Annotated in this window: 17 protein-coding genes and 1 tRNA gene; 17 read left to right on the forward strand and 1 reads right to left on the reverse strand. The window is 72.7% G+C overall.

Features of this window, described 5'->3' with window-relative positions:
- Window positions 1-13 precede the first annotated feature (13 nt).
- The 13 genes from ACK2IS_RS04165 to ACK2IS_RS04225 all read left to right on the forward strand — a co-directional run bounded on the left by ACK2IS_RS04165 (window position 14) and on the right by ACK2IS_RS04225 (window position 12,269).
- A complete protein-coding gene (locus tag ACK2IS_RS04165) occupies window positions 14-745 on the forward strand; it encodes a succinate dehydrogenase cytochrome b subunit (RefSeq protein WP_409484892.1) in 732 nt (243 codons plus the stop codon).
- Between the two features lie 6 nt (window positions 746-751).
- Window positions 752-2,749 carry a fumarate reductase/succinate dehydrogenase flavoprotein subunit gene (locus ACK2IS_RS04170; protein WP_409484893.1) on the forward strand — a complete coding sequence of 666 codons (1,998 nt, stop codon included), beginning with the start codon at window positions 752-754 and terminating at the stop codon, window positions 2,747-2,749.
- Window positions 2,746-3,492, forward strand: coding sequence for a succinate dehydrogenase/fumarate reductase iron-sulfur subunit (locus ACK2IS_RS04175; protein ID WP_409484894.1), 747 nt, complete (start codon window positions 2,746-2,748; stop codon window positions 3,490-3,492). The genes ACK2IS_RS04170 and ACK2IS_RS04175 overlap by 4 nt, the downstream gene beginning before the upstream one ends.
- Before the next feature lie 191 nt (window positions 3,493-3,683).
- Window positions 3,684-4,118 (forward strand): type II 3-dehydroquinate dehydratase, encoded by a 435-nt coding sequence (aroQ, locus tag ACK2IS_RS04180; protein ID WP_409484895.1) that lies wholly within the window; start codon window positions 3,684-3,686, stop codon window positions 4,116-4,118.
- The gene (locus tag ACK2IS_RS04185) at window positions 4,115-4,696 is read left to right on the forward strand and encodes a hypothetical protein (RefSeq protein WP_409484896.1); all 582 of its coding nucleotides are present in this window, start codon (window positions 4,115-4,117) and stop codon (window positions 4,694-4,696) included. The genes aroQ and ACK2IS_RS04185 overlap by 4 nt, the downstream gene beginning before the upstream one ends.
- A gap of 5 nt (window positions 4,697-4,701) precedes the next feature.
- Window positions 4,702-4,914 carry a hypothetical protein gene (locus ACK2IS_RS04190; protein ID WP_409484897.1) on the forward strand — a complete coding sequence of 71 codons (213 nt, stop codon included), beginning with the start codon at window positions 4,702-4,704 and terminating at the stop codon, window positions 4,912-4,914.
- A gap of 12 nt (window positions 4,915-4,926) precedes the next feature.
- A complete protein-coding gene (locus tag ACK2IS_RS04195; protein ID WP_409484898.1) occupies window positions 4,927-5,130 on the forward strand; it encodes a hypothetical protein in 204 nt (67 codons plus the stop codon).
- An 80-nt stretch (window positions 5,131-5,210) separates the two neighbouring features.
- Complete coding sequence (gene metG, locus ACK2IS_RS04200) at window positions 5,211-7,037, forward strand: methionine--tRNA ligase (protein WP_409484899.1); 1,827 nt, start codon at window positions 5,211-5,213, stop codon at window positions 7,035-7,037.
- Complete coding sequence (locus ACK2IS_RS04205; RefSeq protein WP_409484900.1) at window positions 7,034-7,903, forward strand: TatD family hydrolase; 870 nt, start codon at window positions 7,034-7,036, stop codon at window positions 7,901-7,903. Before metG ends, ACK2IS_RS04205 begins: the two co-directional genes overlap by 4 nt.
- On the forward strand, window positions 7,900-8,787 hold the full coding sequence (rsmA, locus tag ACK2IS_RS04210) for a 16S rRNA (adenine(1518)-N(6)/adenine(1519)-N(6))-dimethyltransferase RsmA (RefSeq protein WP_409484901.1): 888 nt from the start codon (window positions 7,900-7,902) through the stop codon (window positions 8,785-8,787). Before ACK2IS_RS04205 ends, rsmA begins: the two co-directional genes overlap by 4 nt.
- 40 nt (window positions 8,788-8,827) lie before the next feature.
- The gene (locus ACK2IS_RS04215) at window positions 8,828-9,760 is read left to right on the forward strand and encodes a 4-(cytidine 5'-diphospho)-2-C-methyl-D-erythritol kinase (protein ID WP_409484902.1); all 933 of its coding nucleotides are present in this window, start codon (window positions 8,828-8,830) and stop codon (window positions 9,758-9,760) included.
- Between the two features lie 8 nt (window positions 9,761-9,768).
- On the forward strand, window positions 9,769-11,601 hold the full coding sequence (locus ACK2IS_RS04220; protein WP_409485629.1) for an ABC-F family ATP-binding cassette domain-containing protein: 1,833 nt from the start codon (window positions 9,769-9,771) through the stop codon (window positions 11,599-11,601).
- Window positions 11,602-11,696: 95 nt separating this feature from the next.
- Entirely contained in the window at window positions 11,697-12,269 is a 573-nt protein-coding gene (locus ACK2IS_RS04225; protein ID WP_409484903.1) for a MarR family winged helix-turn-helix transcriptional regulator, read from the forward strand.
- Window positions 12,270-12,342: 73 nt separating this feature from the next.
- On the opposite strand, the gene ACK2IS_RS04230 is transcribed toward ACK2IS_RS04225, so the two are convergent.
- A complete protein-coding gene (locus tag ACK2IS_RS04230; RefSeq protein WP_409484904.1) occupies window positions 12,343-14,238 on the reverse strand; it encodes a bifunctional sugar phosphate isomerase/epimerase/4-hydroxyphenylpyruvate dioxygenase family protein in 1,896 nt (631 codons plus the stop codon).
- 216 nt (window positions 14,239-14,454) lie between these two features.
- Here ACK2IS_RS04230 and ACK2IS_RS04235 point away from each other — a divergent pair.
- From ACK2IS_RS04235 to ACK2IS_RS04250, 4 genes are all read left to right on the forward strand, one after another.
- Window positions 14,455-14,533, forward strand: a tRNA-Gln gene (locus tag ACK2IS_RS04235).
- Window positions 14,534-14,751: 218 nt separating this feature from the next.
- Window positions 14,752-15,159, forward strand: a complete 408-nt coding sequence (locus ACK2IS_RS04240) for a PGPGW domain-containing protein (RefSeq protein ID WP_409484905.1) — start codon at window positions 14,752-14,754, stop codon at window positions 15,157-15,159.
- 205 nt (window positions 15,160-15,364) lie between these two features.
- Window positions 15,365-16,768, forward strand: coding sequence for a hemolysin family protein (locus tag ACK2IS_RS04245; protein ID WP_409484906.1), 1,404 nt, complete (start codon window positions 15,365-15,367; stop codon window positions 16,766-16,768).
- Complete coding sequence (locus ACK2IS_RS04250; protein WP_409484907.1) at window positions 16,765-17,775, forward strand: CNNM domain-containing protein; 1,011 nt, start codon at window positions 16,765-16,767, stop codon at window positions 17,773-17,775. The genes ACK2IS_RS04245 and ACK2IS_RS04250 overlap by 4 nt, the downstream gene beginning before the upstream one ends.
- Window positions 17,776-17,873 lie beyond the last annotated feature (98 nt).

The raw sequence follows: 17,873 nt of genomic DNA on the forward strand, positions 1-17,873 counted from the left end.
ATAGGTTTCCTTCGTGGCTACTTCGACAACCTCCGCGAGGCAGACCACGTCGCGCACGCCCAGCATCGCCCTCAAGATCATCATGGCGGTCTCCGGCCTGTACCTCGTGTTCTTCGTCCTCTTTCACATGTATGGCAACCTCAAGATGTTCGCCGGTCAGGCGGCCTTCGACGAGTACGCCCACCACCTGCGGGTGTTCCTCACGCCGATCTTCCCCAACGAGGGCTTCCTCTGGCTCTTCCGCCTCAGCCTGATCGTGGCCGTGCTCGCCCACGTCTGGTCGGCCTTCCAGCTGATCGGCCGCAATCACGCGGCGCGGTCGCAGAAGTACGTCCTGAAGAAGAACCTCAAGTCCTCGCTCGCCTCGCGCACGATGCGCTTCGGCGGCATCGGCCTGCTGCTCTTCATCGTCTGGCACCTGCTGCACTTCACGATCATGAAGATCAATGTCAACCCGGCCTACGACCACCAGCGCCTCCTGGTCGACGGGCACGAGAGCCCCTACATGCTGACCTACGCGGCCTTCCAGACCTGGTGGATGACGCTGATCTACCTCCTCGCGCTGGTCTTCCTCGGGCTGCACCTGCGGCACGGGATCTACAGCTCGATCCAGACGCTCGGTGGCACCAGCACCGCGAAGTCCCAGCGGATCTCGACCCTGGTGTCGATCGCGCTGGCGCTCATCGTCACGGTCGGCTTCGCCCTGCCGCCGCTCGCCATCCTCACCGGCCTGATCGGGAAGTGACCACCAATGACTGACAACCTGGTCCACGGGCTCTACCGCGAGGGTGAGCCGATCAAGGACACCGCTTGCCCGGCCGGTCCGATCGAGACGCGCTGGACGCGTCACAAGTTCGAGACCAAGCTGGTCAACCCGGCCAACCGCCGCAAGCTCGACGTGATCATCGTCGGCACCGGCCTGGCCGGCGGCGCCGCCGCCGCCACCCTGGGCGAGGCCGGCTACAACGTCAAGGCCTTCTGCTACCAGGACAGCCCGCGGCGCGCCCACTCCATCGCCGCCCAGGGCGGCATCAACGCCGCCAAGGGCTACAAGGAGGACGGCGACTCCGTCTACCGTCTCTTCTACGACACGGTCAAGGGTGGCGACTACCGCGCCCGTGAGTCCAACGTCTACCGCCTGGCCGAGGTCTCGGCCGCGATCATCGACCAGTGCGTCGCGCAGGGCGTCCCCTTCGCGCGCGAGTACGGCGGCCTGCTCGACAACCGGTCCTTCGGCGGCGTGCAGGTGTCCCGCACCTTCTACGCCCGCGGCCAGACGGGCCAGCAGCTGCTGATCGGTGCCTACCAGGCCCTGGAGCGCCAGGTCGCCGCCGGCGCCGTCAAGCAGTACACCCGGCACGAGATGGTCGAGCTGATCGTCGTCGACGGGCGGGCGCGCGGCATCATCGCCCGCGACATGGTCACCGGCGAGATCGAGACCCACCTCGCCGACGCGGTCGTGCTCGCGACCGGTGGCTACGGGAACGTCTTCTTCCTGTCGACCAACGCCATGGGCTGCAACGTCACCGCCACCTGGCGGGCCCACCGCAAGGGTGCGCTGTTCGGCAACCCCTGCTACACGCAGATCCACCCGACGTGCATCCCGCAGCACGGCGACAAGCAGTCCAAGCTGACGCTGATGTCGGAGTCCCTGCGCAACGACGGCCGCATCTGGGTGCCCAAGCGCGCCGAGGACTGCGACAAGGACCCGCGCAGCATCCCCGAGGAGGACCGCGACTACTACCTGGAGCGGATCTACCCCTCCTTCGGCAACCTGGTGCCTCGCGACATCGCCTCGCGCCAGGCCAAGAACATGTGCGACGAGGGTCGCGGTGTCGGCCCGGCCATCGCCGAGGTCGGCCCGGACGGCCAGGAGCGCATGGTCCGCCGCGGTGTCTACCTCGACTTCTCCGAGGCCATCCAGCGGATGGGCAAGGACGCGGTGTCGGCCAAGTACGGCAACCTGTTCGACATGTACGAGCGGATCACGGGGGACAACCCCTACGAGACGCCGATGCGCATCTACCCCGCCGTGCACTACACGATGGGTGGCCTGTGGGTCGACTACAACCTGCAGTCCAACATCCCGGGCCTGTTCGTCACGGGTGAGGCCAACTTCTCCGACCACGGCGCCAACCGACTGGGTGCCTCGGCGCTCATGCAGGGCCTGTCGGACGGGTACTTCGTCCTGCCCAACACGATCCGCGACTACCTCGCCGCCGGTCCGTTCCCGAAGGTCGCGGCCGACGACGCCGCGGTCGCGGAGGCCCGGCGCTCGGTCGAGGACCGGCTCCGCCACTTCCTCACCTGCAACGGCACCCGCTCGGTGGACTCCTTCCACCGTGCCCTCGGCGCCATCATGTGGGAGTACTGCGGCATGTCCCGCACCGAGGAGGGCCTGAAGAAGGCCATCGGCATGATTCGCGACCTGCGCGCCGAGTTCTGGCGCAACGTCCGGGTCCTCGGCGAGGGCGACCGGCTCAACCAGGAGCTCGAGAAGGCCGGCCGCGTGGCCGACTTCCTGGAGCTCGGTGAGCTCATGTGCATCGACGCCCTGCACCGGCGGGAGTCCTGCGGTGGTCACTTCCGTGAGGAGTCCCAGACGGAGGAGGGCGAGGCCCTGCGTCACGACGACGAGTTCGCCTACGTCGCGGCCTGGGAGTGGGGCGGCCAGGACGGCGCTCCCACCCTGCACAAGGAAGACCTCGTGTACGAGTTCGTCGAGATGAAGCAGCGGAGCTACAAGTGAGAATCACCCTGAAGATCTGGCGCCAGGCCGGCCCCGCCGCCAAGGGCGCCCTGGCGACCTACGAGGTCGCCGACGTCTCCGAGGACATGTCCTTCCTCGAGGTGCTCGACGTGCTCAATGAGAACCTCATCAACGCCGGCGAGGAGCCGGTCGCGTTCGACAGCGACTGCCGTGAGGGTATCTGCGGTCAGTGTGGCGTGGTCATCAACGGCCAGGCGCACGGCCCGGAGGTCACCACGACCTGCCAGCTGCACATGCGGTCCTTCCAGGACGGCGCCGTGCTGACGGTGGAGCCCTGGCGGGCCAACGCCTTCCCGGTCATCCGCGACCTGGTCGTGGACCGCTCGGCGTTCGACCGCATCATCCAGGCCGGCGGCTTCATCAGCGCGAACACGGGAGCGGCCCCCGAGGCCCACTCCGTGCCGGTGCAGAAGCTCAAGGCCGACCGTGCCTTCGAGGCGGCGGCGTGCATCGGCTGCGGCGCCTGCGTCGCGGCCTGCCCCAACGCCGCGGGCATGCTGTTCATGGGCGCCAAGGTCACGCACCTCGGCGAGCTGCCGCAGGGTCAGCCCGAGCGCTGGGCCCGCGTCGCCGCGATGGTCAAGCAGCACGACGCCGAGGGCTTCGGCGGCTGCACCAACATCGGCGAGTGCTCGGCAGCGTGCCCCAAGGAGATCCCGCTGGACGTCATCTCGACGCTCAACGCGGACTTCCGCAAGTCCAAGGGCGGCAAGCGCATGTGATGCGCCCTCTCCGTCGGTGACGGGCTCCCGCAGGTAGCCACCTGGTCCCCGTCCCGACATCCCTGGCGGCCCGTCCCCCTCCCCGAAGGACGGGCCGCTAGCGTGTTCCTATGCATACCTACCGGGGGCGGTCGGATCCGCCTACGCAACCCGACCAGGCAGATCCGACCGCCCCCGGTAGGTCTGTCGTGGTGGTGCTCAACGGGCCCAACCTCAACCTCCTGGGCGTGCGCAACCCCGAGGTGTACGGCGTACAGACCCTCGCCGACGTCGAGCGCCGTTGCGCCGACCGGGCGGCCGCCCACGGCCTGGTCGCCGACTGCCGCCAGTCCAACCACGAGGGCGTGCTCATCGACTGGGTGCACGAGGTCCGCGCGAGCTGCGTCGGCCTGGTCGTCAACGCGGGCGGCTACACCCACACCAGCGTGGCCCTGCGAGACGCACTGGAGACCGTCGAGGCGCCCGTCATCGAGGTGCACATCAGCGACATCCACGCCCGTGAGCCCTTCCGGCACCACTCCTACCTCGAGGCCGTCGCCGCGGAGTCGATCGTCGGCCACGGCACCGCGGGCTACGAGGAGGCCATCGACGTCGTGGCCCGCCTGCTCGCCGAGCGGCCGGTATGACGGCCCCCTCCGGGGGCGAGCTGCTCGCGAGTCCCCGAGGTCGCGACCTGTGCGACTACCTGTCGTCCGGTCCGGACACCACCGAGGCACACGACGCCGCGCCCGCCGACGTGGCCACCTGGCTGGGCCCGGGCTGGACCGGCCCCGACCCGGCACCGGAGATCCTGCAGCGCCTGGAGCCGGTGGTCACCTGGGCCTGCTACTGGGGTGAACCGGAGCTCTGCGGCGTCTACGCTCCGCCCACCGCGACGGAGACCGCCCGGCTCGCTCCCGTCGCCGACGCCCTCGTCGGCTCGCCGGCCACGGCCTCCTGGGACGATCCGGTCCGCCCGGACGACCAGTGGGCGGCCTGGGGGACGGAGGACGACTGGGATCCCCAGCTCGGGCAGGTGAGCACACGGGCGCTCCTGGCCCGGTGGCGCGACGACGCCGTGCGCAGCGAGGCCGACCACGCCGCGCACCGCCGCCGTCATCCCGGACGTGCGCTGGGGGCGTCTGGTGGAGCGTCCCGGCCTGCTGCGGCGTGGTTGCCGGCACGCCCTCCCTCGCGCTCGCCGGGGGCGCGCCGACCCGGCTGATCCTCATGGAGGACTCGAGCATCAGCGACGACGGGTTCGCCTGGCGGGTGACCCCGCCCGCGGGGGCCCGCGTCCTGGAGGTGCGCACGGCGGCCGACTGGCTGGAGCTGGTCCGCCGGCACCCCTTGGAGGTCACCGAGAGCCGCTGGTCCGTCTGGGGGGAGACCACCCGCAGACTCGGCCGCTGGGTGATCCCGGACTGGCAGGCGGTTGCGTAGGAGTGGGACGCGGTGCACCTGACGATCTGGGCCTACCTCACGACGGCGGGACGGGTGCTCCACCTGGACGAGGACACCGCCACCATGATGGCCGGGTGGGACCCCGACGAGACCTGGTGGCTCACCGACGTCGAGGTCGCCGCCGAGCCGGTCCGGTGGCACCGGACGGGGAACACCGGCCTGGGCTGGCGCCGGGAGCCTGGCCCGGTCTCCTGACCCGGCCGCACGCCTCCGGCATACGAGGCTCGGAAAACCCGGCCGGGAGCGACCCTGCCCGACCACTAGACTTGGCCCCCATGAGCAAGGTCTTGTCAGCAGTTGCCTGGCCGTACGCCAATGGCCCCCGCCACATCGGTCACGTCGCGGGCTTCGGCGTCCCGTCCGACGTGTTCAGCCGATACATGCGGATGGCGGGGCACGACGTGCTCATGGTCTCCGGCACGGACGAGCACGGCACCCCGATCCTCGTCGCCGCGGACAAGGAGGGCGTGACCGCCCAGGACCTCGCGGACAAGAACAACGCGGTCATCGTGCAGGACCTGGTCGACCTGGGGCTGTCCTACGACCTGTTCACCCGCACCACGACCCGCAACCACCACGCCGTCGTGCAGCAGATGTTCCGCACGGTGCGGGACAACGGCTACTTCCTGCAGCAGGTGCAGATGGGCGCGATCAGCCCGAGCACCGGCCGCACCCTGCCCGACCGCTACATCGAGGGCACCTGCCCGATCTGCGGCTGCACCGAGGCCCGCGGCGACCAGTGCGACAGCTGCGGCAACCAGCTCGACCCGATCGACCTGGTCGAGCCGCGCTCCAGGATCAACGGTGAGACCCCGACCTTCGTGGAGACCGAGCACTACCTGCTCGACCTGCCGGCCCTGGCCGAGGAGCTGGGGCGCTTCCTGCGCGAGCGGGACGAGTCGGGACTGTGGCGACCCAACGTCATCAAGTTCAGCCTCAACCTGCTGGACGACCTGCGGCCGCGGGCGATGACCCGCGACATCGACTGGGGCATCATCGTGCCGGGCTGGGAGGACCAGCCGGGCAAGCGGCTCTACGTCTGGTTCGACGCGGTCATCGGGTACCTGTCGGCGAGCATCGAGTGGGCCCGCCGCAGCGGCGACGCCGAGCGCTGGCGCGACTGGTGGAACGATCCGCAGGCGCTGTCCTACTACTTCATGGGCAAGGACAACATCGTCTTCCACTCCCAGATCTGGCCGGCGGAGCTCATCGCCCACAACGGCAAGGGGGCCAAGGGCGGCGAGCCCGGTCCGTACGGCGAGCTGAACCTGCCGACCGAGGTCGTGTCCAGCGAGTTCATGACCATGGAGGGCAAGCAGTTCTCCACGAGCCGCGGCCACGTGATCTACGTCGGTGAGGTGCTCAGCCGCTACCAGCCGGACGCGCTGCGCTACTTCATCTGCGCGGCGGGCCCGGAGACCCAGGACGCCGACTTCACCTGGGCCGACTTCGTGCAGCGCACCAACTCCGAGCTGGTCGCCGGCTGGGGCAACCTGGTCAACCGGACGGCCGCGATGATTGCCAAGAACGTCGGCGAGATCCCGCGGCCGGGCCCGCTGCAGCCGCAGGACGAGGCGATCCTCGGCGTCGTGCGACAGGGCTTCGACACCGTCGGGGAGCTGCTCGGCCACCACCGTCAGCGTCAGGCGATCGCCGAGGCCATGCGCATCGTCGGCGAGGTCAATGCCTATGTCTCGCGGACCGAGCCGTTCAAGCTCAAGGGCGAGGACCAGCGCGAGCGCCTGCACACCGTGCTGCACACGCTGGCCCAGTGCGTGAGCGACTGCAACACCCTGCTGGCGCCCTTCCTGCCGCACTCGGCCAACCAGGTCCACCAGGTCCTCGGCGGCGAGGGCGAGTTCATGCCGATGCCGCGGATCGAGCAGGTCCGCGACCTCGACGACGACTCCCGCAGCTACCCGATCATCACCGGGGACTACTCGGCGACGCCGCGCTGGGAGTCCCGTCCGGTGCGGGTCGGCGCGCCGGTCGCCAAGCCCTCCCCGGTCTTCGTCAAGCTCGACCCCTCGGTGGTCGAGGAGGAGATCGCGCGGATGTCGGGGGCCGGCGCGGGCACGTCCACGGGCGAGGCCGGGGCATGAGCGACGGCGGCGGCACGACGAGCGGGCACGACCGGCAGGCACCGCCTCCGCTGCCCGACCCGCTGCCGCTGCCCGTCCCCGACAACCACACCCACGTCGACATCGCCCGCGACGGCGAGCCGCGCCCGGACCTGGGCGAGGTGATCCGCCAGGCGCGGGCGGTCGGCGTGGACCGGCTGGTGCAGATCGGCTGCGACCTGGAGGCCGCGCGCTGGACCGTCGAGCAGGCGGTGCTGCACCCGGAGGTCCTCGGCGGCGTGGCCCTGCACCCCAACGAGGTGCTGCCCCTGCACGAGGCGGGCGAGCTCCAGGCGGCGTACGCCGAGATCGAGCGTCTGGCGCAGCACCCGCGGGTCCGCGTGGTGGGGGAGACGGGGCTCGACTACTTCCGCACCGGCCCGGAGGGGCACGCCCTGCAGCACGAGTCCTTCCGGTGGCACATCGATCTGGCCAGGCGGCTGGGCAAGGCCCTGCAGATCCACGACCGGGACTCCCACGAGGACGTGCTGCGGATCCTCGCCGAGGAGGGCGCGCCCGAGGTCACGGTGATGCACTGCTTCTCCGGGGACATGGCCATGGCCCGCGAGTGCGTGGAGCGGGGCTACTACCTGTCCTTCTCGGGGACGGTGACCTTCAGGTCGGCCAAGGCGCTGCGCGACGCGCTGTCGATCGTGCCGCTCGAGCGGGTGCTGGTGGAGACGGATGCGCCCTACCTCACCCCGCACCCCTACCGGGGGGCCACCAACGCGCCATACCTCGTCCCGGTCACGCTGCGGGCGATGGCGACGACGCTCAACGTGGACGTGCCGACGCTGTGCCGCGCGGTGTCGGACAACGCCGAGCGCAGCTACGGCGGCTGGGCATGAGCGAGCCCGTGGCGACGGCGGACGGCACGGGGCTGCTCGGACCGGCGCAGGTCCGCGAGCTCGCGACCCGCCTGGGCGTGCGGCCCACCAAGCAGTGGGGGCAGAACTTCGTCATCGACGCCAACACCGTGCGGCGCATCGTGCGCCTGGCCGGGGTGAGCCCGGACGACGTGGTGGTCGAGGTCGGTCCCGGGCTGGGCAGCCTCACGCTGGCGTTGCTGCCCGAGGTCCGCCAGGTCACCGTGATCGAGGTCGACCCGGCCCTGGCCGCGGCCCTCCCGGAGACCGTGCGGACCACCAACCCCGCTGTGGCGCACAAGCTCTCGCTGCTGCACGCGGACGCGCTCACGGTGCACGAGGTGCCGGACCCGCAGCCGACGGCGCTGGTCGCCAACCTGCCCTACAACGTGTCGGTGCCCGTGGTGCTCGGCATGCTCGAGGACTTCCCCTCGATCGAGCGGGTGCTGGTGATGGTGCAGCTGGAGGTGGCCGAGCGGCTGGCGGCCGGGCCGGGCTCGAAGGTCTACGGCGTGCCCTCGCTCAAGGCCGCGTGGTGGTGCGACGTGCGCCTCGCGGGGACCGTGGGACGCACCGTCTTCTGGCCCGCCCCCAAGGTCGACAGCGGGTTGGTCGCCATGGTGCGTCGCCCCGAGCCGACCGTCGACGGGCAGCCGGTGGACCGGCGGGAGGTCTTCCGGATCGTCGACGCGGCCTTCCTGCAGCGGCGCAAGACCCTGCGGGCGGCGCTGGCCGGCTGGGCGGGCTCGGCGGCCCGCTCGGAGGAGATCCTGCGCGCGGCGGGGGTGGACCCGCAGGCGCGTGGTGAGGCGCTGGACATCTCGGCCTACGCCCGCATCGCCGCCGCGGCGACCCGCGCACCCTGACCTGTGCTGTCGGCGACGGGTTGTCGGTAGGGTGCCAGACATGCCCCGCCCCGATGCCGTCACCGTGCGCGCCGCAGCCAAGGTCAACCTCGAGCTGATCGTCGGCCCGCGCGACGACGCCACGGGCTACCACGAGCTCGCGACGGTCTTCCAGGCGGTCTCCCTGCACGACGACGTCACCCTGCGCCCGGCGCCGGCCTACGCGCTGTCGGTCCGCGGCCGTGGCGCCGACCAGGTTCCCACCGACGCGACCAACCTGGCCTGGCGGGCCGCCGTCGCCGTGGCGGAGGAGCACGAGGGGGCCGGGCCGGTCGCCATCGAGATCGTCAAGGACATCCCCGTGGCGGGAGGTATGGCGGGAGGATCCGCCGACGCCGCCGCGGCCCTGGTCGCCGCCGACGCCCTGTGGGGCGCCCAGCTGGACCGGGCGAGCACCCAGGCGATCGCGGCGCGGCTGGGTGCGGACGTGCCCTTCTCGGTGCTGGGCGGGACCGCCGTGGGCACGGGCCGCGGCGACGAGCTGGTCCCGGCCCTCGCCCGCGGGAGCTACCACTGGGTCTTCGCCTTCAGCGACGAGGGCCTGGCCACGCCCCGGGTCTTCGCCGAGCTGGACCGGCTGCGCGCCGAGCGCGGCGAGCAGGTCGCCCGCCCGGAGGTCTCCCAGGACCTGATGGCCGCCCTGCTCGTGGGCGACGAGGTGGCCGTGGGTCGGGCGCTGCGCAACGACCTGCAGGAGGCGGCGATCTCGCTGCAGCCGCGCCTGGCCGAGACCCTCGAGGTGGGGGCCGAGTGCGGCGCCCTCGGCGGGGTCGTCAGCGGCAGCGGGCCGACGGTGGCCTTCCTCGCGCGCGACAACGAGCAGGCCCTCGACATCGCGGTCGCCCTGACCGCGTCCGGCGTGGCGCAGGACGTGCGCCGCGCGACGGGCCCCGCCGCGGGCGCCCGCGTGATCCACCCCGGCAAGGAGCAGTGACCTCACCCGTGGCCAATCTCGTCTCGATCGAGCACGTCTCCCTCGCGCTGGGCACCACCATGGTGCTCGACGACCTGTCCCTGGGGGTGAGCTCGGGCACCCGCGTCGGGGTCGTCGGCCGCAACGGCGGCGGCAAGTCCACGCTGCTCAAGGTCATCGCCGGGGTCCGGGACGTCGACGAGGGCCGCATCGCCCGCACCGGCGGCCTGACGATCGGGATGCTGACCCAGGACGACTCGCTCGACCCCACCCACACCGTCCGCCAGGCGGTCCTGGGCGATCGCCCGGAGCACGTGTGGGCCGGCGACGCCCGGATCCGCGACGTCCTCGACGGGCTCCTCGGGGGCATCGGCGCGCCGACCATCGGGGGCCTGGACAGCACCGTCGGCCCGATGTCCGGTGGCGAGCGCCGCCGTCTCGCGCTCGCCCGGCTCCTGGTCGAGGACCCGGACCTGCTGCTCCTGGACGAGCCCACCAACCACCTCGACGTCGAGGGGGTGGCCTGGCTCGCCCAGCACCTGACGACCCGCCGCACCCGCAGCGACAGCGCGCTCGTGGTCATCACCCACGACCGGTGGTTCCTCGACGCGGTGGCCACCGACACCTGGGAGGTCGTCGACGGGCAGGTGCTGGCCTTCGAGGGCGGGTACGCGGCCTACGTCCTCGCCAAGGCCGAGCGCGCCCGCCTCGCCGCGGTCACCGAGGAGCGGCGCAACAACCTGCTCCGCAAGGAGCTCGCCTGGCTGCGGCGGGGTGCCCCGGCCCGCACCTCCAAGCCACGGTTCCGGATCGAGGCGGCGAACCAGCTCATCGAGGGCGAGCCGCCGCCGCGCGACGAGGTGGCGCTGGTGCGCTTCGCCACCACCCGGCTCGGCAAGGACGTCGTCGACCTCGAGGACGTGTCGGTGCGGCTCGGCGACAAGCAGCTGCTCGACGACATCACCTGGCGCCTGGGCCCGGGCGACCGGATCGGGCTGGTCGGCGTCAACGGCGCCGGGAAGTCCACGCTTCTGCGGGTGATCTCGGGCGACGTGCCGATCGACGCGGGCCGGCGCAAGGTCGGCAAGACCGTCTCGATGGCCTTCCTCACCCAGGAGGTCCGCGAGCTCGACCGCTTCGCCGACCGGAGGGTGATCGAGGCGATCGAGGACGTCAAGAAGTTCACGATGCTCGGGGGCAAGGAGGTCAGCGCCTCCCAGCTCGCCAAGCAGCTCGGCTTCACCGGCCAGCGGCAGCAGACCCGGGTCGGCTCCCTGTCCGGCGGCGAACGCCGCCGGCTGCAGCTGCTCCGCCTGCTCATGGCCGAGCCCAACGTCCTGATCCTCGACGAGCCCACCAACGACCTGGACATCGAGACCCTGCAGTCCCTCGAGGACGTCCTCGACGGCTGGGCGGGCACGCTGCTCGTCGTCTCGCACGACCGCTACCTGCTGGAGCGGATGTGCGACCGCCAGCTGGCGCTCCTCGGCGACGGCCGGCTGCGGGACCTGCCCGGCGGCGTCGAGCAATATCTCCAGCTGTATGCCGAGCGGCAGGCCCGGCTGCGCGGCACCGGGTCGGCCACGGCGGGCGGGCCCGCGGCGCCCGCGGGGTCGGGCGGTGCGGGTGCTTCCTCGGCGTACACCGCGGCCCAGGTGCGTGAGGCCCGCAAGGACATGCAGCGGCTGGAGCGCCAGATCGCCAGGCTCGAGTCCGAGCAGACCAGGCTGCACGACCAGATGGTCGCCAGGGCCACGGACGCCACCGCCGTGCGCGAGCTGGACGCCCGGCTGCGCGAGCTCGTGGACCAGCGCGAGGAGCTGGAGATGGCCTGGCTGGAGGCCGCGGAGATCGCCGGCTGACACCGCGCCGGTCGGCGCCGGACCGGGCGCCCGTCGACGGACGACCGGCCCTGGTCGCTCGACGTCGAGAATCTCGGCGAGAGTAACCTGACCCCATGACCTCTCGAGCGAGCCACCCGCAGGCGCGCGACGACGCCCCCGGGGCACCAGCGGGTGCGGACCGCGCGGCGGCCCCCGTGGAGGCCGACGACGTCGACGGCATCGTGGCGTCCTGGACCCGCGAGCGCCCCGACCTCGACCTGGCGCCGCTGCACGTGCTCTCCCGCGTGTCGCGGCTGGCCCGGCACCTGGACCTGGCGCGGGGCGCGGCGTTCGCGCGCCACGACCTGGAGGGCTGGGAGTTCGACGTGCTCGCGGCGCTGCGGCGGGCGGGGGCGCCCTACGAGCTGTCGCCCGGTGCCCTGGTGCAGCAGACCCTGGTGACCAGCGGCACCATGACCAACCGCGTGGACCGGTTGACCGCGCGCGGATACGTCCGTCGCTCGCCCGACCCGCACGACCGACGGGGTGTGATCGTCTCGCTGACCGACGAGGGGCGGGCGGCCGTGGACGCGGCGTTCGCCGACCTGCTCGCCCGGGAGCAGGCACTCCTCGGCGAGCTGTCGGAGGCCGACCGGGACGAGCTCGCGGGCACCCTGCGGCGGCTCCTCCTGTCCTTCGAGGGTTGATCCCGGGTCGGTCCTGCACCCGGGGCGTGACCTGGCTCGGCGGGTCGGTGCGCGAGGGCGGCGGGCTGCCCGATCAGGCGCCGGGGTCGCTGGTGCGGCGCAGCGCCCGGGCGTGCTGGATGGCGTGCCGCACCGGGGCGTTGGGGGCGCCGTAGCCGTCATACCCGCCGCGTCGCTCGACCAGCTCGAAGAACACGCCGCCGACGGTCTCGGTGTACAGGTGCAGGAACTGACCCTGGCCGTCCTCGTCGTAGAGCAGGTCGAGGTCCTGCAGGGTCGCGAGCAGCTCCGGGTCCAGGTCGAAGCGGGCCGCCAGGTCGGCGTAGTAGTTGGCCGGGACGGGCAGGGTGACCAGGCCGCGGGTGCGGGCCTCACGGGCGACGGTCACCAGGTCGTCGACGGCCAGAGCCACGTGCTCGGTGGCGGTGACCTCGTCGTGGTTGCCCAGCGGGGGAGCGAGGTTGAGCACGATCCGCACGACCCCGTCGGCGGAGCGCATCACCTGGCTGCGCACGAGGCCGGTGGGGCTGGCCACGTCCACCGAGGGCAACGGGTCGAGCGCCAGGCTGCTGGACAGGAAGAGCACGCTCTCGTCGAGGGCCTCGGCGGGCTGGGCGAGGTTGACGTGGTCGACGACGGTGGCCCCGACGGTGTCGCGGTGCACCTCCCCGTCGCCGAACTCCCGCCACCAGCCGCTCCCGGTCGGCGTCGCCGACCCGCAGAAGTACAGCTCGGTGCCGTCGGGCGCCTCGACACCACGCAGCACCTCCTCCCCGGCCTCGGTGCGGCGGGGGAGGAGATGGGACCCGAGGCGCAGGGCGCGGCTCGCGGCGATGACGGGCTGCTCCACGTCCAGGCCCAGACCCGCGACGTGCGGCGGGCGGCCGCGCCGGTCCTCGTGGTTGACGACCACCGCGGCGCGGCCCAGCGTCCACAGGGCGACGTCCTTGGTGCGGTGGCGCCCACGCGCGGTGAATCCTAGCGCGGTGAGCAGCTGCTCGACGGGGCCGCCCGCCGCGTCCGGGATCTCCACGAAGTTGAACCCGTGCGGCTCCTCGACCCGCGGCAGCCGCCCGAGCTCCACCGCCGGGCAGCCCCCGGGCTCGGGCGCGCGGGTGGCGGCCCCCGCCCACCGGCCGGGACGCTCGTCGAGCAGGGCGGCGGTGCGGTCCTCCAGCCAGGTCAGGGAGCGCCGGGCGTCGACCGCGGTCCGGGACTCGTCGGCCTGCCGGAAGACGTCGTTGAAGATCTCGAGGGACAGCGGTCCGGCATACCCCGTGCGCAGCACCTGGGCGGTGAATCCTGGCAGGTCCCAGTCCCCCTGGCCGGGGAAGACCCGGTGGTGCCGGCTCCAGGACAGGACGTCGAGGCAGAGCGCGGGCGCGTCCGCGAGCTGGAGGAAGAAGATCTTGTCGCCCGGGATCTGCTCGATCCCGGCGGGATCGCTGCCCCGGCTGAGGACGTGGAAGCTGTCCAGGCAGGTGCCGAGGGCCGGGTGGTCGGCGCGGCGCACGAGCTCCCAGGCGTGGTCGTAGGTCGACACGTGCCGCCCCCAGGCGAGCGCCTCGTAGGCCAGCCGCATCCCGTGCTCGTGCGCGAGATCGGCCAGACGGCAGAGCTGCTCGACCCGCAGGTCGTCGTCGTCGACGGTCGCGGTGGCGACATTGCTGCAGACCAGCATGGTGTCCGTGCCGAGCTGCGCCATCAGCTCCAGCTTGTGCCGGGCCCGTCGCAGCGTCCGTGCGAACACCTCCTCGTCGGTGCCCTCGACGTCGCGGAAGGGCTGGTAGAGGTCGATCGCCAGCCCCAGGTCCGCGCACCGACGACGCACCTCGGCGGGGGCGAGCGGGCTCACCACCAGGTCCTGCTCGAAGATCTCCACCCCGTCGAATCCCGCTGCCGCACAGGCCTCCAGCTTGTCTGCCAGCGTCCCCGACAGGCACACGGTCGCGATCCCCGTGCGCATCATGCTCCGACTGCCCGCCTCGTCCACGCCGGCATCCCCCTCGTGCGTCGCGACCCGATCCCCGTGCGCCCCCTCGCCCCGCACCCTAGCCACCACGGGTGCGGCCGGGGTCCGAACCCGACGAATCGGCCGCGCGACGGGGCCCGGGTATGGGGAGTCGGGTGAGATGCCTCGGTCACCGACGGCTGGACTAGGCTTGCCCGGTCGCGCCCGCGACGTTCCCCGGTTGGTCTGCTGGCAGGGCCCGCCTGACTTTGAATCAGGACAAGCGACGTAGGTTCGATTCCTACCCGGGGAGCCCTGACCCGGCCGTCCGCTCCGCCGACGATCGCCCCCGGCTCGGTCCTGCCGGGGTATCGTGGGCGCACGAGGGGAGTACTTCCCAAGCCTCGCACCGGTCATGACGGCGGCCTCGTGGCCCGCCCCGGTCGAGCACCCGACGCACGACGAGTCGCCGGGTGAAGGAGACCTCAGACCCCTGGTCGGCCGCACGCCGACACCGTCTGAGGAGAGCCCGTGCCCCCTGCCCCCGGCCTGCGAGGTCGTCCGCGCCCGTTGTCCCGCGCCCTGTGGCGTGCAGGCGTCGGGGCGACCGGTCTGCTGGTGGTCGTCGTCGGGCTGGTCCTCGTGCCGCTGGCGGGCCCCGGCTGGCTGATCGTCCTGGGCGGGGTGGGGATCTGGGCGCTGGAGTTCGAGTGGGCGCGCCGGCTGCACCACCGGGGGCGAGAGCTGCTGGCGCGATGGACCCGGTGGGTCGCCGACCGGTCGTGGTGGGTGCGTGCGGGCCTCGGCGTCGCCACGGCGGTGCTGGTCACCGCCGTGAGCATCACCGTGCTGTGGCTGACCGGCGTCCCGGCGTGGCTCCCGGACCTGGTCGAGCGACCGCTCGTGGACGCCCTCCACCGCTGGCTGCCGGTCCGATGACCGGGTCTGCGGTTGTCGGCCCCACCGTGGACCGCACGGTGCGGCCCGCGACCGACCACCCACCCCGCGGCCCCGCCGGTGTGCCGGCCCGAGAACGGATCCGCCGACCCATGGACCCCGCCCACCGACCCACCCGTGCGCCGGTCCCGGCACCGGTCCTTGCCGCGGACCCGCCCCTGCGGCGCGACGCCCTGGGGGACGCCCGATGATCACCGCCGCCCTGACTCTCCTGCTCGGTCTGGTGGTCGTCGTCCTCATCACCGCGCTCACCGGGTACTTCGTGGCCCAGGAGTTCGCCTACATGGGTGCCGATCGCTCCCGTCTGGCCCTGCAGGCGGACGCCGGTGACCCGCGGGCCGCGGCTGCCCTCGACGTCACCCGCCGCACCTCGTTCATGCTGTCCGGCGCCCAGCTCGGGATCACGGTCACCGGCCTGCTGGTGGGGTACGTCGCCGAGCCGCTGGTCGGCGAGTCCCTCGCGACCCTGCTCCGGCGCACGGGCCTGGGCCCCGCGGTCGCCCTCGGCGTGGGGGCCACGACGGCGCTGCTGGTCTCGACCGTGGTGCAGATGGTGTTCGGCGAGCTCTTCCCCAAGAACTACGCCATCGCCCGACCGGAGCCCGTGGCGCGACGGCTGGCCGGGTCCACGCTGGCCTACCTGCGCGTGCTGGGCCCGCTGATCCGGGTCTTCGACGCCGCCTCGAACGCCCTGCTGCGCGCGGTGCGGATGGAGCCGGTCCACGACGTCGAGCACTCGGCCACCGTGCGCGACCTGGAGCACATCGTGGCCGCGTCCAAGGAGGCCGGTGACCTGCCGGAGGACCAGGCGGCGATGCTCGACCGGATCCTGGACTTCCCGGACCGGACCCTCGAGCACGCCATGGTGCCGCGGGCCCGGGTGGACGTGGTCGAGTCGGGCACGACGGTGGGCGAGCTCCGGGCGGGCATGGCCGCCCAGGGACACTCGCGCTACCCGCTCGTCGGTGCGGACGGCGACGTGGTGGGCATCCTCGACCTGCGGGACCTGCTGGCCGTCCTCGACCGACCCGATGCCCCCGTCGACGACCTGGCCCGGCCTGCGCTCGTCCTGTCCCACCTCACGGGGCTACCCCGGGCGGTCCGCGGGCTCGGCGCGGCCCAGGCCGAGATGGCCTGCGTCGTCGACGAGTACGGCGGCTTCGCGGGGATCGTCACGGTGGAGGACCTGGCCGAGGAGATCGTCGGCGAGATCACCGACGAGCACGACGCCGGTGGGCCGGACGTCATACCTGTCGACCCGGACCGGGTCTGGCTGATGGCGGGCGACGTGCCGCTGGACGAGGTCGAGCGGATCGTCGGCGCCCGGATCGGGGCGGACCACGTCGAGACCCTCGCCGGACTGACGATGAGCGTCCACGGTGGCCTGCTGGAGGTGGGTGGCGCCGTGCGGGCGGCCCTGGCCGTGGACCCCGCGGACCTGGTCCACGACGACGAGCCGGTGCGCCGAGCCCTCGACCTGCAGGTGCTGGCCGTGGAGCGGCACGTGCCGGCGAGCGTGCGCGTGGAGGTCGTCGACCTGCCCCCCGACGAGACCTTCCCGACCGATCCCACGAACGGTGCCGTCCGATGAGCCCCCTCGCCGTCCTCCTGATCACCGTCGCCCTCGTCGCGCTGTCGGCGTTCTTCGTCGCCGTGGAGTTCTCGCTGATGGCCGCTCGGCGGCACCGCCTGGAGGACCAGGCGCTGCACAGCCGGGCCGCCCGGGCCGCCCTGCGGTCCTGCGCGGAGCTCACGGTGCTGCTCGCAGGCTGCCAGCTGGGCATCACGGTCTGCACGCTGGCCCTGGGCGCCGTCACCAAGCCCGCCGTGCACCACGCGCTCGTGCCCCTGCTGGGGACGCTGGGCCTGCCGGTGGCCGCGGTCGACGTCCTGGCCTTCGTCCTCGCCCTGCTGGTCGTCACCTTCGTGCACCTGGTCGTCGGCGAGATGGCACCGAAGTCCTGGGCCATCGCACACCCCGAACGCTCGGCGGTGCTGCTGGCGCTGCCGATGCGGGCGTTCATGGTCGTCCTGCGGCCGCTCCTCGTGGTCCTCAACGACACGGCCACCGCGCTGGTGCGGCGCGCCGGCGCGGACCCCGACGCGCCAGCGGCCGGCGGTCGGAGCCCGGCCGAGCTACGGCACCTGGTCGAGCACTCCGTGGACGCCGGGGTCCTCGACGCCCCGCACGCGGCCCGCCTGACCGCCGCGCTGGAGATCGGCGACGCCGCCATCGACGGGCTGGTCCACCGGGCGCCTCCGGTCGCCGTCGGGGTGGGAGCCACCGCAGCCGAGGTCCGGGCCGCCTCGCTGGACAGCGGCCACCTGCGGGTCCTCGTGCGAGATCGCGCGGGCGAGCTCACCGGCCTCGTCCACGTCCGCGACACGTTGTCGCTGGCGGACCGGGAGCCCGTGGCCGACGTCACCCGACCGGTGCTGCGGCTGCCGGCCGAGCTGTCGATCCGCGACACGCTCGCGCGCATGCGGCGCACGAGCACCCACCTGGCCCTGGTGCACCGCGGGGGAGAGGTTCTCGGGGTGGTGACGCTGGCCGACGTCCTGGGCTTCGTGACCCCGACGCACCTGCCGCGCGGCTGACCCGCGCGGGGCGGGGTGCGGCGGCCCGTCGGCCCTTCGGCCGGGGGACACCTGCCGGACCGGTAGAGTTCACCTCGGTCGCGCCCGCGCGCGCCGCA

It is taken from the genome of Arsenicicoccus dermatophilus (genome assembly GCF_046267915.1).
GTDB lineage: Bacteria > Actinomycetota > Actinomycetes > Actinomycetales > Dermatophilaceae > Arsenicicoccus > Arsenicicoccus dermatophilus_A.

Coding starts and splice junctions, on each gene's coding strand:
- ACK2IS_RS04170 (WP_409484893.1), top strand. CDS start 752: ATGACTGACAACCTGGTCCACGGGCTCTACCGCGAGGGTGAGCCGATC.
- ACK2IS_RS04185 (WP_409484896.1), top strand. CDS start 4,115: ATGACGGCCCCCTCCGGGGGCGAGCTGCTCGCGAGTCCCCGAGGTCGC.
- ACK2IS_RS04190 (WP_409484897.1), top strand. CDS start 4,702: ATGGAGGACTCGAGCATCAGCGACGACGGGTTCGCCTGGCGGGTGACC.
- metG (WP_409484899.1), top strand. CDS start 5,211: ATGAGCAAGGTCTTGTCAGCAGTTGCCTGGCCGTACGCCAATGGCCCC.
- ACK2IS_RS04205 (WP_409484900.1), top strand. CDS start 7,034: ATGAGCGACGGCGGCGGCACGACGAGCGGGCACGACCGGCAGGCACCG.
- rsmA (WP_409484901.1), top strand. CDS start 7,900: ATGAGCGAGCCCGTGGCGACGGCGGACGGCACGGGGCTGCTCGGACCG.
- ACK2IS_RS04215 (WP_409484902.1), top strand. CDS start 8,828: ATGCCCCGCCCCGATGCCGTCACCGTGCGCGCCGCAGCCAAGGTCAAC.
- ACK2IS_RS04225 (WP_409484903.1), top strand. CDS start 11,697: ATGACCTCTCGAGCGAGCCACCCGCAGGCGCGCGACGACGCCCCCGGG.
- ACK2IS_RS04230 (WP_409484904.1), bottom strand. CDS start 14,238: ATGATGCGCACGGGGATCGCGACCGTGTGCCTGTCGGGGACGCTGGCA.
- ACK2IS_RS04245 (WP_409484906.1), top strand. CDS start 15,365: ATGATCACCGCCGCCCTGACTCTCCTGCTCGGTCTGGTGGTCGTCGTC.
- ACK2IS_RS04250 (WP_409484907.1), top strand. CDS start 16,765: ATGAGCCCCCTCGCCGTCCTCCTGATCACCGTCGCCCTCGTCGCGCTG.